Here is a 12920-nt window from a genome sequence, read left to right on the forward strand (position 1 = left end):
GAAAAAGTACGGATCAGTGATCGTGTTCGAAAACGAAAAAATGACGCCAAAAAAGGCTGGACAGGTAGTTTCAATATGTGTCAGTTTTTTTGCGCCGCATAAAGGCGAGTGACAGGATGCTCTCGCCAACTTGGGAAACTCCTGTCTGACATCAACTGCTTTTTTGTAAACAAGGAAGTAATCTGCATGTCGAAAGTCAAAGAAAGCGCTATTGTTTCGGCCACCTCCGCACTGCAACCACAGGGGCCGAGTTCTTCTTACGGTCTGATCAATAGCTTCGCCCACCAGTACGACCGCGGTGGCGCGAACGTCAATGGCAAACCTTCGTACACGGTCGACCAGGCTGCCAACTACCTACTGCGTGACGGCGCCGCCTGGAAAGACCTGAACAAGGACGGCACCATCAGCCTCTCCTACACCTTCCTGAATAAGGCACCTTCTGACTTCTACAGCCGTGGACTAGGCACGTTCAGCCAGTTCAGCGACCAGCAGAAAGGCCAGGCCAAGCTCGCCATGCAGTCCTGGGCGGACGTGGCCAAGGTGACCTTTACGGAAGCTGCATCAGGCGGCGACGGTCACATGACCTTCGGTAACTTCAGCGCCAGCAACGGCGGGGCGGCGTTCGCCTACCTGCCGTTCGACATGCCGGGTTCGCACAAGGGTGAATCCTGGTACCTGATCAACAGCAGCTACCAGGTCAACAAGACTCCGGACACCGGCAACTACGGGCGCCAGACCCTGACCCACGAGATCGGCCATGTACTCGGTCTGTCCCACCCCGGCGACTACAACGCCGGCGAGGGCAACCCGACCTACAGGGATGCCACGTACGCTCAGGACACCCGTGGCTACAGCGTGATGAGCTACTGGAGCGAGAGCAACACCGGCCAGAACTTCGTCAAGGCCGGTGGCCAGTACTACGCTTCGGCGCCGCTCATGGACGATATCGCGGCCATCCAGAAGCTGTACGGTGCCAACTACGCGACGCGCTCCGGTGACACCGTGTATGGCTTCAACTCCAACGCGGACCGTGACTTCTACTCGGCCACTTCGTCTTCGTCGAAGCTGGTCTTCTCGGTGTGGGACGGTGGCGGCAACGACACCTTCGACTTCTCTGGGTTCACCCAGAACCAGAAGATCAACCTCAACGAGACCTCGTTCTCCGATGTTGGCGGCATGATCGGTAACGTGTCCATCGCCAAGGGCGTGACCATCGAAAACGCCTTCGGCGGCTCGGGCAACGACCTGCTGATCGGCAACGCGCTGGCCAACGTGCTCAAGGGGGGGGCCGGCAACGACATCATCTACGGTGGTGGCGGTGCTGATCAGCTGTGGGGCGGCACTGGCGCGGACACCTTCGTGTTTGGCGCTATCAGCGATTCCACCAAGGCCGCGCCGGACCGGATCATGGACTTCACCTCGGGTCAGGACAAGATAGACCTGTCGGCGATTTCCGCGTTCGCCGTGAACAAGCTGCCGCTGCAGTTCGTCAACGCTTTCACCGGCCATGCCGGCGAAGCTGTGCTGAGCTACGACCAGGGTAACAACCTGGGCAGCCTGTCCATCGACTTCACCGGGAACAGCTCGGCTGACTTCCTGGTGACCACGGTTGGCCAGGCCGCTGTCACCGACATCGTGGTCTGATGCGGGTGGGGGCGGCGCGCAAGCGTCGCCCCTTCTGCCGACGAGGTCGACGGATGCGAACGATCGAACGAATCATCGCGCTGGCCGCGATTCCATTGATGTTGATGACCGAGGTAGGTATGGCGAGCAGCCTGCTACTCCCCAACGCCGCGCAACTGGCCGGGCGTTGGCAGCTTTACCCCGAACAACAAGAGAAACAGGCCTGCGACCTGCGCCTGGTCGCCAGCGAAGGCAAGCTGGAGGGCGACCTGGAGTGTGCCGAGCGCCTGCTGGGCCTGCGCCCCGGCAGCTGGCTGGTGACCCCCGATACGCTTGCCCTGGTGGGGGGGGACGGCAGCACCGTGGTGCACTTCAGCCGCGAGGGCGCAAATCGCTACGGCTGGACCACGCCAAAAGGGACTCCACTGGTGCTTGAGCGTCTGGACAAATAAACCCAGCCCGGCACTTTCAGGTGGCCGGGTTAAAAGGGCGAAACATGAAACTACCGAGCAGGAAGCCCGGGGCGCCTTTGTGGGCAGCGCTCGGCGAACATAAGTCGACGTTGATCAGCGTTGGCTGTTTCACGGCCTTGATCAATATCCTGATGCTGGTGCCGTCCATTTATATGCTTCAAGTGTACGACCGTGTACTGAGCTCGCAGAACACTACAACTTTGTGGGTACTCACCCTGATGGTCGTTGGCTTCTTCGTATATATCGGCGGGCTTGAAGCCGTGCGCAGTTTCATTGTTATCCGGGTGGGTAACCAGCTGGAAAAAAGTTTCAACCTGAATGTCTACCGCGCCGCCTTCGAGCGCAACTTGCGCCATCGCGATGGCGCGGCCGGTCAGGCCTTGGGCGACCTCACGCAACTGCGCCAGTTCGTCACCGGCCCTGCGTTGTTCGCCTTCTTCGACGCCCCGTGGTTCCCCATCTACCTGGCGGTGATCTTCGCCTTTAACGTCTGGCTGGGGGTCATGGCCACGGTCGGTGCGCTGCTGCTGATCGCCCTGGCCGTACTCAACGAACGCCTCACCCACAAGACCCTGGTCGAAGCCAGTGGTATCCAGCAGCAATCGACGCTGTTGGCCGGCAGCCAGCTGCAGAGCGCCGAGAGCATCCAGGCCATGGGCATGCTCGCGGCCCTGCGTCGGCGTTGGTTCGACCTGCACGGGCGCTTCCTCGACCTGCAGAACAAGGCCAGCGACACCTCGGCGGTGATCACCGCCACCAGCAAGGGCCTGCGCCTGTGCCTGCAATCGCTGGTGCTGGGCTTGGGCGCCCTGCTGGTGATCGAGGGGCAGATGACCCCGGGCATGATGATCGCCGGTTCCATCCTGATGGGCCGGGTGCTCGCCCCAATCGACCAATTGATCGCCGTGTGGAAGCAGTGGAGCGGCGCCCAGCTGGCTTACCAGCGCCTGGACAGCCTGCTGCGCGACCACCCCGAAGCACCTGTGCCGATGCCGCTGCCGACACCGACCGGGCAGCTGACCGTGGAGCAGATGAGCGCCGCGCCTCCTGGGCGCACCCAGGCCACGTTGCAGCAAGTGCATTTCCAGCTTGAGCCCGGCGAGTTGTTGGGCGTGCTCGGTGCCTCGGGCTCTGGTAAGTCGACCCTGGCCAAGGTCCTGGTGGGCGTCTGGCCCACCTTGGGTGGGCATGTGCGCCTGGATGGCGCCGAGCTCGACCAATGGGACCGCGAGGCCCTTGGCCCGCACATCGGTTACCTGCCGCAGAACATCGAACTGCTGCGGGGCAGCATCGCCGAAAACATCGCCCGCTTTGGTGAGCTGGACGGCCACAAGGTGGTGGAGGCGGCGCGCCTGGCGGGGGTGCACGAGTTGATCCTGCGTCTGCCCAAGGGCTACGACACACGCCTGGGTGAAGATGGCGGCGACCTTTCCGGTGGCCAGAAGCAGCGCATTGCCTTGGCCCGGGCGTTGTACGGCAACCCGTGCCTGATCGTGCTCGACGAACCCAACTCCAACCTCGACAGCCCCGGCGAGGCGGCCCTGGCCAACGCCATCCTCCAGCTCAAGGCCCTGGGCCGCACCGTGGTGCTGGTGACCCACCGCAGCTCGGCACTGGGCCAGGCCGACAAGCTGCTGGTGATGAACGAAGGGCGCATGCAGGGCTTCGGCCCGGCGCGCGACATTCTCCATGCGCTCGGCCAGGGGCCGGCGCAACGACCGCTGCAGGCCGGAGGTGGCGCATGAGCCGGCATGAACGTGACGCGCGCTTCCATGTGCGCCTGGGCTGGGTGCTGACGCTGGTCGGCTTCGGTGGCTTCATGGCCTGGGCCAGCTTGGCCCCGCTCGACCAAGGGGTGCCGGTGCAAGGCACCGTGGTGGTCTCGGGCAAGCGCAAGGCGGTGCAGTCCATGGCCGGTGGCGTGGTCAGCCGGATCCTGGTCAGCGAAGGCCAGCAGGTGCGCCAGGGCGAGCCGCTGTTTCGCCTCGACCGCACCCAGGTGCAGGCCGATGTCGACGCGCTGCAGGCCCAGTACCGCATGACCCGTGCCAGCCTGGCGCGTTGGCAGAGCGAACGCGACAACCTCGGGCAGGTGCAGTTTCCCGCCGACCTGGTCGAGGATGCCGATGCCAAGCTCGGTTTGGTCCTCGAAGGCCAGCGCCAGCTGTTCGACAGCCGCCGCCAGGCCCAGGCCCGCGAGCAGGGCGCCCTGGCCGCCAGCATCGACGGCTCCCAGGCTCAGCTGACCGGCATGCGCCGGGCGCGCGGCGACTTGCAGGCCCAGGCCGACTCGTTGCGCGAGCAGCTCGACAGCCTGCGCCCGCTGGCCGGCGACGGCTACATCCCGCGCAACCGAGTGCTGGAGTATCAGCGCCAGCTGTCCCAGGTGCAGCGCGACCTGGCGCAGAACGCCGGCGAAAGCGCACGGCTGGAGCAGGTGATCGTCGAGTCGCGGCTGAACCTTGCACAGCGTCGCGAGGAATACCAGAAAGAGGTGCGTACGCAACTGGCCGAGGCCCAGGTCAAGGCCGCCACCCTGGAGCAACAGCTCAACTCGGCACGCTTCGAGCTGCAGCACAGCGAAATCCAGGCGCCGGCCGACGGCATTGCGGTCAACCTCGGTGTGCATACCGAAGGCGCCGTCGTGCGCCCCGGCGACACGTTGCTCGAGATCGTGCCCCAAGGTACCGCGCTGGAAGTGGAAGGGCGCCTGCCGGTCAACCTGGTGGACAAGGTCGCGCCGCAACTGCCGGTGGACATCCTGTTCACCGCCTTCAACCAGAACCGCACGCCGCGGGTCACGGGGGAGGTGGCGCTGGTGTCGGCCGACCAGTTGATCGACGAGCGCAGCGGCCAGCCGTACTACGTGTTGCGCAGCACCGTCAGCGAAGAAGCATTGGCGCGCCTGCAAGGGCTGGCGATCCGCCCGGGCATGCCGGCCGAGCTGTTCGTGCGCACCGGCGAGCGCTCGCTGCTCAACTACCTGTTCAAACCCCTGCTCGACCGTGCAGGCACTGCTTTGACCGAACAATAAGGACCGCCCAGTGAAGAAGTTCCCACTGATCGGGCTGCTGGCAGCCTGTGCCTGGCTGCCGGTGGCCGCCCAGGCGGCCATGGGGCCGTTCCAGATCTACGAGCAGGCGCTGCGCCGCGACCCCACCTACCTGGCCGCGTTCAAGGCCCAGCAGGCCGGCCAGGAGTACCGCGCCATCGGCCGCGCCGGCCTTCTGCCAACCCTGAACTACAACTACAACAAGGGCCGCAACGACTCCAAGGTGAAGTACCTGGGGGACTCGCGGCGCCAAGAAGAAGATCGCAACTACAACAGCATGGGCTCCAGCTTCATCCTCCAGCAGCCGCTGTTCGACTATGAGGCCTACTCGGCCTACCGCAAGGGCGTGGCCCAGGCGCTGTTCGCCGACGAAACCTTCCGCGACCAGAGCCAGCAGTTGCTGGTGCGGGTGATGACCAGCTACACCCAGGCGCTGTTCGCCGAGGACCAGATCGGTATCAGCGTGGCCAGCAAGCAAGCCTACCGCCAGCAGTTCCAGCAGAACCAGCGGCTGTTCGACGCCGGCGAGGGGACCCGCACCGACATCCTCGAAGCCCAGGCCCGCTACGAGCTGGCAGACGCCGAGGAAATCCAGGCGCGCAACAACCAGGATGCCGCCCTGCGCGAGCTGGGCGCGTTGATCGGCGAGCCGGCCGTGCGGGTCGAGGACCTGGCGCCGTTGCGTGTCGGCTTCGCCCTGCCGATGGTCGACCCTACAGGCTATGGCGCCTGGCAGGAGCGTGCCCTGGCCAACAACCCGCAACTGGCTTCGTCGCGCCAGGCCCTGGATGTGGCGCGCTACGAAGTGCAGCGCAACCGTGCCGGGCACCTGCCCAGGGTCACGGCCTTCGCCACCTCGCGGCGCCAGGAGTCGGACAGCGGCAACACCTACAACCAGCGCTACGACACCAACACCGTGGGGATCGAGGTCAGCGTGCCGATCTTCGCCGGTGGCGGGGTGTCGGCCTCGACGCGCCAGGCCAGCCGCCACCTGGAGCAGGCCGAGTACGAGCTGGACGGGCAGACCCGCAGCACCCTGATCGAGCTGCGCAAGCAGTACAACGCCTGCGAGTCGGGCGCGAGCCGCCTGCGCGCGTATGAACGGGCGCTGGTGGCGGCCGAGGCACTGGTGGTGTCCACCCGCAAGAGTGTGCAGGGCGGCGAGCGGGTCAACCTGGACGTGCTCAATGCCGAGCAGCAGCTGGCCACCACCCGGCGCGACCTGGCGCAGGCGCGGTATGACTACCTGCTGGCGTGGATCAAGCTGCACTACGAGGCGGGGGTGTTGAGCGAGACGCAGCTGGCACGGGTGGATGAGGCGTTTCTGGGCGTGTAGGAGCGGCTTCAGCCGCGATGCACGCAACGCGGTATCTGGCACCCGCTTTGCGGGTGATCGCGGCTGAAGCCGCTCCTACGGGGACTGTCTCGGATCAATGGGCTTGTGACTCAGGCTGCGCTGGCCGCCACCTTCACCCGCCTGTGCTCCGCCAGCCCCCACACCAGCAGCGCCAGGGCACCGATCACCAGCCCGGCGACGACGATCCCCATCCAGCCATGCACCTCGAACAGTTGCGTCCCCAGCAACGAGCCCAGTGCGCCACCGATGAAGTAGCAGGTGATGTACCCGGCGTTGAGTCGCGTCCGCGCTTCGGGCCGTAGCGCGATCACCGCATTCTGGTTGCTCACGTGGATCAGTTGTACCGCCAGGTCCAGCACCAGCACGCCCACCAGCAGCGCCACCAGCGAGCTTTGCGCGAAGCCCAGCGGCACCCACGACAGCAACAGCGCCACCAGCCCCACCGTGGTCCCCAGCGCGCCCTGGCCACGGTCGGCCAGGCGCCCGGCCCAGTTGGCCGCCAGCGCGCCCACCGCGCCGGCCAGGCCGAACAGGCCTATCACCGCATCGGCGTAGTGGTAGGGCTCGTTGCTCAGCAGGAACGCCAGCGGCGTCCAGAACAGGGCGAACAGGCTGAACGCCAATAGCCCCAGTAGCGAGCGCAGGCGCAGCACCGGTTCTTCGATGAACAGCCGGAACACCGAGCCGATCAGTGCCGGGTACTTCAGGCCGGCATGGCTGCGGTGCTGCGGCAGGCTGCGGTACAGCGCCAGGGCGGTGATCGCCATCAGCACTGCGGCCAGTACGTAGATGCTGCGCCAGCCGCCTAGCTCGGCCATGAAACCGGCGGCGGTGCGCGCCAGCAGGATGCCCAGCAACAGGCCGCTCATCAGCGTACCCACCGCGCGGCCGCGTTGTGCCGGGGCGCTAAGGGCGGCGGCCAGCGGTACCAGCACCTGCGCCACCACGGAGAACAGCCCGGTCAGTGCCGTGCCGAGGAGCAGCCATGGCAGGCTCGGCGCGCAGGCGCTGATCACCAGGCCCACGGTGGCGATCAGCACCATGGTCACGATCAGCCGGCGTTGTTCGAACAGGTCGCCCAGCGGCGCCAGCAACAGCAGGCCGGCGCCGTAGCTCAGCTGTGCGGCGATGACGATGGTGCCGGCGCTGGCGGTGCTCAGGCCGAACTGCTCGGCGATGCTGTGCAGCAAGGGTTGGGCATAGTAGTTGCTGGCCACGGCCAGGCCGGTGGCGGTGGCCATCAGTAGGATCAGGGCACGACTCAATGTCGGGGTGTTCATGGGCAGTCTCGTTGCAGGCAAGGTGGAAGGTGGCAAGTATCAGGATGTGTTAGGTATGACGCCAATGTATAGTTTTCACGCTATCCATCTCGAAAGCAGATAGAACGATGAACCTCAAGCAGCTCGAGTACGCCCTGGCCGTGGCCGACACCGGCAGTTTCACCCGCGCCGCCGAGCGCTGCCATGTGGTGCAGTCGGCGCTCAGCCATCAGGTGGCCCGCCTGGAGGCGCAGTTGAATGTCAGTTTGTTCGAGCGCAGCTCGCGCCGGGTAAGGCTGACACCCGCCGGAGAAGCCTTCGTGCTCAGTGCCCGGCCGGCGGTAGAGGCCGCACGGCGTATCGCCGACGATGTGGCTGCGGCGTGCGGGCAGGTACGCGGGCGCTTGTCGATCGGCGAGATCAGTTCGTTGACCGCGTTGGACCCGGTCGACCTGCTGGCGGTGTTCCATCGCCGCTATCCGGATGTGGACGTGCGCTGGCTCACGGCCAAGAGTGAACTGCTGATGGCCGACGTCTGCGAGCGGCGGCTGGATGTGGGCTTCGTTGGCCTGTGGCAAGGCGAGGTGTTGCACGGCGTGCAGCATCGCCTGCTGGCGCGGGAGGAACTGGTGGCGGTGTTGCCGGCGGCGCATCGGCTGGCTGGCGCTGCGCAATTGACCCTGGCCGACCTGGTCGACGAAGTGCTGGTGGACTTTCCCGAGGGTACAGGCGCACGGCGGCAGACTGACGAAGCGTTTCAGGCGGCGGGGCTGAGGCATCGGGTGCAGTTCGAGATCGGCCATATTCGCCTGGTGGAAAAGTTCGTCCAGCGCGGCATGGCCGTTGGGCTGGTACCGGAGCGGATCGCCCGGGGGTTCGAAGGGGTGGCCATGGCGCGCTTGGTGGATGCGCCGGTGCGGCATTTGTATGCCGTGTGGTCGCCCAGCCCGACACCGGCGGCGCGGGCGTTTCTCGAGGTGATGGAGCAGAGCCTCGTGGCCAGCCATTGAGTGGCTTCGCCGGCAAGCTGGCTCCTACGGGGTGGGCTGGAGGAGCCGGCCTGCCGGCGAACAGGCACTGTCAGGCGGCGAAACCACCGTCCGCCGTCAGGCTGGCACCCGTGATGTATCCCGCCTCAGGCCCGGCCAGGTAGGCGACGAAACTGGCAATCTCCTCGACCTTGCCATAACGCCCGATGGCCATCAGCGGGATCAGGCTGTCGGCGAACTCGCCCTTGGCCGGGTTCATGTCGGTATCGACCGGCCCGGGCTGGACGTTGTTCACGGTGATGCCCTGTGGCCCCAGGTCGCGCGCCAGGCCTCGGGTCAGGCCGACCAGTGCCGACTTGCTCATGGCATACGGCGCGCCACCAGAGAAGGGCATGCGCTCGGCGTTGGTGCTGCCGATGTTGATGATCCGCCCACCCTGGCCCATGTGCTTCACCGCCGCCTGGGTGGCGACGAACACGCTGCGCACGTTGACCGCCAGCAGGCGATCGAAGTCGTCCAGGTCGAACTCAGCCACAGGCGCCACGGCCAGCACGCCGGCGTTGTTGACCAGGATATCGAGGCCGCCGAAGGCCTTGACGGTATCGGCCACTGCCTGCTGCACCGCACTGGTGTTGGCGCTGTCGGCGCGCAGGGCCAGGGCCTGGCCGCCTGCGTCGACGATCTCGCCGGCCAGGGCTTCGGCGGTTTGGGCGGAGCTTACGTAGGTGAAGGCGACTTTGGCGCCATCCTGGGCCAGGCGGCGGACGATGGCCGCGCCGATACCACGGGAACCGCCCTGGACGAGGGCCACTTTGCCGCTGAGGGGAAGTTGCTGGGACATGCTGATCTCCTGCATTCAAGCAAGGCCGGATGCCTTGGATGGGCGCAGTATCCGCCCAGGATTACCTGCTGATAAGATCGCAATCACTATTGGCAGAGTAAACCTTTGGTTGTTAATGAGTGCCATGGAATCCTTCAGCAGCCTTGAATGCTTCATCCGCAGCGCCGAAGTCGGCAGTTTCGCCGAGGCCGCCCGGCGCCTGTCACTGACGCCGGCCGCGGTGGGCAAGAACGTCGCGCAACTGGAGGCGCGCCTGGGGGTGCGCCTGTTCCAGCGCAGCACCCGCAAACTCACCCTGACCGAAGCGGGGCAGCGTTTTCTGGGGGAGGTGAGCGACAGTTTCCGCACCATCCAGTACGCCGTCGCCAACCTGGCCAGCGCTGAAGGCCAGCCGGCCGGGCTGCTGCGGGTGAGCATGGGCACGGTGTTCGGGCGGCTGTATGTGTTGCCGCTGCTGGGCGAGTTCCTGCGTCGTTACCCGGCGATCACCCCGGACTGGCACTTCGACAACCGCCAGGTCGACCTGATCGGCCAGGGTTTCGATGCCGCCATCGGCGGTGGATTCGAGCTGCCCTTGGGGGTGGTCGCGCGCAAGCTGACCCCGGCTCACCGGGTGTTGGTGGCGGCGCCGGGCTATTTGCAGCGGCACGCCCAGATCGATCATCCACAGGCATTGCAGGCTCATCAAGGCATCCTCATCCGCTCGCCGCAGACCGGGCGAGTGCGCGCCTGGCCGCTGACCAGCCGCTGGCAGGAGCAGTGCCCGCTGCAATTGCCGCAGACCATGACCATGAGCGACTCCGACGCCGCCTGTGCGGTGGCCGAGCAGGGGTTGGGCATCGCGCTGGTGAGCCTGCCGTTTGCCGTCCCTTACCTCAGCGCCGGGCGGCTGAGCCGGGTGTTGCCCGACTGGTACGTGGACGATGGCAACATCAGCCTGTACTACGCCGAGCACAAGCTGCTGCCGGGCAAGACCCGGGCGTTCATCGATTTCGTGGCGCAGCGGTTCGCCGAGCAGGGGCTGGCGGAGCGTTTCAACGCTTTACACGCCCAGTGACCCTTGTAGGAGCCAGCCTTGCTGGCGATGCAAGGCGCAGCCTTGCCAGATGCCATCGAGCGGTTCGCCAGCAAGGCTGGCTCCTACAGAGGGGCGCGGTGTTCAGGTGACTTCGATGATGACCTGGACCTGGGTGATGCCGTTCACCACCAGGCTTACCTCGTCATCTATCCGCTTGCCAACCAACTGCTGGCCAAGCGGCGCCCGTGGCGTGATCACCGTCACCAGCGCGTCGGCCTCGCCAATCTTCAGCCCGGCACCTTCCGGTCCGAGGAACAGCAGGCGTTGTTGGCCATCCTCGTCTTCGAGCGTCACCAGGCAGCCGACCTGGATCCCCCGCGCCGGGTCGTAATCGCGCAAGACCATTTGCTGGTAGGTCAGCAGCGCCTGGCGGATCTCGGCGGTGCGCCGAGCCTGCCCGGTGGCCAGGTACGACGCCTCCAGCCCCAGGGTGTCGTACTTGTTTTCGGCGATGTTCTCTTCGGCGGTGGCCGCCTCGTAGGCGGTCTGGGCGGCGCGACGCAGCACCTCCATGTCGTGTTCGAGGGTGGCGATGATGCGCGGGAGCAGGCTGGCCTTGTCCATGGTCAGTAGCAGAACTCCAGCACGTTGGCCTGGCTCTTGTCGGTTGGCGCGGTGCGGTTCTGTTGCAGCCAGAACTGGCACTTGGGGTTGTTCAGGTTGCGCGGGCTGCCTTGGGCTGCGTCGGCGGCCTGTTGCAGTTCCTGCTTGTGCAGGATGTCCTTGTAGCGTTCGAACATTTCGGCCTGGGTGTCCGTAGGTTGGGCTGGTGCCAGGGCGGGCGCGGGCTGGATGAAGGCCGGTGCGACGGCCTGGGCCACCGGATGCACCTGCTCCGGCCACAGGCGCAGGGCAAGCCACAGGCTCAGGACGATGGCCACGCCCCCCAGCCACAGGCCGAAGGCGACGCACAGGATCAGTTGCGCGGGTTTCAGGGTGATCTTCAGTTCGCGGGGGCGGGGCATGACAGCCTCCTGGCAGGCAGTTCGGTGGCGGCATTGTCGCATGGGTGCGAGGATATTTTGCTTTTGTCCGCGCGTAATTATCCGCAGAATCCGCGGTCCTTTTCGCAGGTAACGGAACGTGGCCATGAAAACCACCTGGGACATCTTCTGCACCGTCGTCGACAATTTCGGCGATATCGGCGTGACCTGGCGCCTGGCCCGGCAGTTGGTGGCCGAGCATGACCTTGCCGTGCGCCTGTGGGTGGACGACTTGGCGGCCTTCGCGCGGCTGTGCCCCGAGGCCGACAGGGTGGCTGGCCGGCAATGGCAGCAAGGTGTCGAAGTTTGCCATTGGCCAACCGAATGGCAGCACGCCACGCCGGCCCAGGTGGTGGTGGGGGCGTTTGCCTGCCAGTTGCCCGAGGGGTACGTCGAGGCGATGGCCAGGCAGTCCAAGCCGCCTTTGTGGCTGAACCTGGATTATCTCAGCGCCGAAGACTGGGTGCAGGGCTGTCACGGGTTACCGTCGCCCCAGGCCAATGGGCTGCGCAAGATCTTCTTCTTCCCAGGCTTTACCGAGCAGACCGGCGGTTTGCTGCGCGAGGCATCGTTGCTACCGCGGTGCGAGGCATTCCAGCAGGGGCCGGGCGAGCGGGTGAGATTCCTGGCAGGGTTGGGGGTCCAGCCCCAGGACGGTAGCCGGCTAATGTCGCTTTTTGCTTACGAAAACCCGCAATTGGGCAACTGGCTCGACGTACTGGCGGCCGATCCGCACCCCACCCATCTACTGGTGCCCCAGGGGCGCATCCTGGGTGATCTTGGCCAATGGCTGGGCGAGCCGGACCTGCCCGTCGGCGCGGTACATCGGCGTGGCGCGTTGACCGTACAGGTGCTGCCGTTTGTCAGCCAGGACGACTACGACCGGCTGCTCTGGAGCTGTGATTTCAACGCCGTGCGCGGCGAGGATTCGTTCGTGCGCGCGCAATGGGCCGGCGCGCCGATGCTGTGGCACATCTATATCCAGGAAGAAAATGCCCACTGGGAAAAGCTCGAGGCGTTCATGGCCCTGTATTGCAGCGGATTGTCCGAGGCCGCCGGCCTGGCCCTGGCCGAATTGTGGCGGGCCTGGAACATGGATCGGCCGATGGGGCAGGCCTGGCAAGCCTTGCAGCCGCACTGGCAAGAACTGCGCCAGCATGCCCGTCAGTGGTGCGCGGCGCAGGCCGCTCAGCCGGACCTTGCCACGAGGCTGGTGCAGTTTTACCGAAATTCGCTATGATACGCGGCCTCGATTTTTATAAATC

The 12920-nt window shown here is 65.6% G+C and carries 13 protein-coding genes; 8 read left to right on the plus strand and 5 right to left on the minus strand.

Annotation, left to right across the window (positions count from 1 at the left end):
- Positions 1–186 precede the first annotated feature (186 nt).
- Both IM733_RS01295 and IM733_RS01300 read left to right on the plus strand, forming a co-directional pair.
- Positions 187–1644 carry a serralysin family metalloprotease gene (locus IM733_RS01295; RefSeq protein ID WP_248919212.1) on the plus strand — a complete coding sequence of 486 codons (1458 nt, stop codon included), beginning with the start codon at positions 187–189 and terminating at the stop codon, positions 1642–1644.
- Positions 1645–1697: 53 nt separating this feature from the next.
- Positions 1698–2075 (plus strand): AprI/Inh family metalloprotease inhibitor, encoded by a 378-nt coding sequence (locus IM733_RS01300; protein WP_248919213.1) that lies wholly within the window; start codon positions 1698–1700, stop codon positions 2073–2075.
- Between the two features lie 16 nt (positions 2076–2091).
- Here the strand turns inward: IM733_RS01300 and IM733_RS01305 are convergent, their stop codons facing one another.
- Positions 2092–2244, minus strand: a complete 153-nt coding sequence (locus IM733_RS01305) for a hypothetical protein (protein ID WP_248921237.1) — start codon at positions 2242–2244, stop codon at positions 2092–2094.
- Here IM733_RS01305 and IM733_RS01310 point away from each other — a divergent pair.
- From IM733_RS01310 to IM733_RS01320, 3 genes are read left to right on the plus strand one after another with little or no spacing between them, the layout of a single operon-like run.
- Entirely contained in the window at positions 2186–3841 is a 1656-nt protein-coding gene (locus IM733_RS01310; RefSeq protein WP_248921106.1) for a type I secretion system permease/ATPase, read from the plus strand. The two genes, IM733_RS01305 and IM733_RS01310, sit on opposite strands and share 59 nt — an antisense overlap.
- Positions 3838–5130: an HlyD family type I secretion periplasmic adaptor subunit gene (locus IM733_RS01315; RefSeq protein WP_248919214.1), complete on the plus strand. Its 1293-nt coding sequence runs from the start codon at positions 3838–3840 to the stop codon at positions 5128–5130. The genes IM733_RS01310 and IM733_RS01315 overlap by 4 nt, the downstream gene beginning before the upstream one ends.
- A 10-nt stretch (positions 5131–5140) precedes the next feature.
- The gene (locus IM733_RS01320; protein ID WP_432760386.1) at positions 5141–6484 is read left to right on the plus strand and encodes a TolC family outer membrane protein; all 1344 of its coding nucleotides are present in this window, start codon (positions 5141–5143) and stop codon (positions 6482–6484) included.
- Positions 6485–6594: 110 nt separating this feature from the next.
- Here the strand turns inward: IM733_RS01320 and IM733_RS01325 are convergent, their stop codons facing one another.
- Positions 6595–7785, minus strand: a complete 1191-nt coding sequence (locus IM733_RS01325) for an MFS transporter (RefSeq protein WP_248919215.1) — start codon at positions 7783–7785, stop codon at positions 6595–6597.
- A 107-nt stretch (positions 7786–7892) separates the two neighbouring features.
- On the opposite strand from IM733_RS01325, the gene IM733_RS01330 reads away from it, so the two are divergent.
- On the plus strand, positions 7893–8774 hold the full coding sequence (locus IM733_RS01330; protein WP_248919216.1) for a LysR family transcriptional regulator: 882 nt from the start codon (positions 7893–7895) through the stop codon (positions 8772–8774).
- Between the two features lie 70 nt (positions 8775–8844).
- On the opposite strand, the gene IM733_RS01335 is transcribed toward IM733_RS01330, so the two are convergent.
- Positions 8845–9594 carry a 3-oxoacyl-ACP reductase family protein gene (locus IM733_RS01335; RefSeq protein ID WP_248919217.1) on the minus strand — a complete coding sequence of 250 codons (750 nt, stop codon included), beginning with the start codon at positions 9592–9594 and terminating at the stop codon, positions 8845–8847.
- 124 nt (positions 9595–9718) lie between these two features.
- Between IM733_RS01335 and IM733_RS01340 the strand changes: the two genes are divergently transcribed.
- Positions 9719–10651 carry a LysR family transcriptional regulator gene (locus IM733_RS01340; RefSeq protein WP_248919218.1) on the plus strand — a complete coding sequence of 311 codons (933 nt, stop codon included), beginning with the start codon at positions 9719–9721 and terminating at the stop codon, positions 10649–10651.
- A 102-nt stretch (positions 10652–10753) separates the two neighbouring features.
- Here the strand turns inward: IM733_RS01340 and IM733_RS01345 are convergent, their stop codons facing one another.
- Together IM733_RS01345 and IM733_RS01350 are read right to left on the minus strand one after the other, a co-directional pair.
- Positions 10754–11236, minus strand: a complete 483-nt coding sequence (locus IM733_RS01345; RefSeq protein ID WP_248919219.1) for a GreA/GreB family elongation factor — start codon at positions 11234–11236, stop codon at positions 10754–10756.
- A gap of 2 nt (positions 11237–11238) precedes the next feature.
- Positions 11239–11637 (minus strand): hypothetical protein, encoded by a 399-nt coding sequence (locus IM733_RS01350; protein WP_248919220.1) that lies wholly within the window; start codon positions 11635–11637, stop codon positions 11239–11241.
- A gap of 124 nt (positions 11638–11761) precedes the next feature.
- On the opposite strand from IM733_RS01350, the gene earP reads away from it, so the two are divergent.
- Positions 11762–12895: an elongation factor P maturation arginine rhamnosyltransferase EarP gene (gene earP / locus IM733_RS01355; protein ID WP_248919221.1), complete on the plus strand. Its 1134-nt coding sequence runs from the start codon at positions 11762–11764 to the stop codon at positions 12893–12895.
- The last annotated feature ends 25 nt before the right edge of the window (positions 12896–12920 follow it).

This window comes from Pseudomonas entomophila (genome assembly GCF_023277925.1).
GTDB lineage: Bacteria > Pseudomonadota > Gammaproteobacteria > Pseudomonadales > Pseudomonadaceae > Aquipseudomonas > Aquipseudomonas entomophila_D.

Bases quoted from the DNA above. Each gene is read 5' to 3' on its own strand.
- IM733_RS01345 (WP_248919219.1), bottom strand. From the start codon at position 11,236: ATGGACAAGGCCAGCCTGCTCCCGCGCATCATCGCCACCCTCGAACAC.
- IM733_RS01325 (WP_248919215.1), bottom strand. From the start codon at position 7,785: ATGAACACCCCGACATTGAGTCGTGCCCTGATCCTACTGATGGCCACC.
- earP (WP_248919221.1), top strand. From the start codon at position 11,762: ATGAAAACCACCTGGGACATCTTCTGCACCGTCGTCGACAATTTCGGC.
- IM733_RS01340 (WP_248919218.1), top strand. From the start codon at position 9,719: ATGGAATCCTTCAGCAGCCTTGAATGCTTCATCCGCAGCGCCGAAGTC.
- IM733_RS01305 (WP_248921237.1), bottom strand. From the start codon at position 2,244: ATGGACGGCACCAGCATCAGGATATTGATCAAGGCCGTGAAACAGCCA.
- IM733_RS01335 (WP_248919217.1), bottom strand. From the start codon at position 9,594: ATGTCCCAGCAACTTCCCCTCAGCGGCAAAGTGGCCCTCGTCCAGGGC.
- IM733_RS01350 (WP_248919220.1), bottom strand. From the start codon at position 11,637: ATGCCCCGCCCCCGCGAACTGAAGATCACCCTGAAACCCGCGCAACTG.
- IM733_RS01315 (WP_248919214.1), top strand. From the start codon at position 3,838: ATGAGCCGGCATGAACGTGACGCGCGCTTCCATGTGCGCCTGGGCTGG.
- IM733_RS01330 (WP_248919216.1), top strand. From the start codon at position 7,893: ATGAACCTCAAGCAGCTCGAGTACGCCCTGGCCGTGGCCGACACCGGC.
- IM733_RS01300 (WP_248919213.1), top strand. From the start codon at position 1,698: ATGCGAACGATCGAACGAATCATCGCGCTGGCCGCGATTCCATTGATG.
- IM733_RS01295 (WP_248919212.1), top strand. From the start codon at position 187: ATGTCGAAAGTCAAAGAAAGCGCTATTGTTTCGGCCACCTCCGCACTG.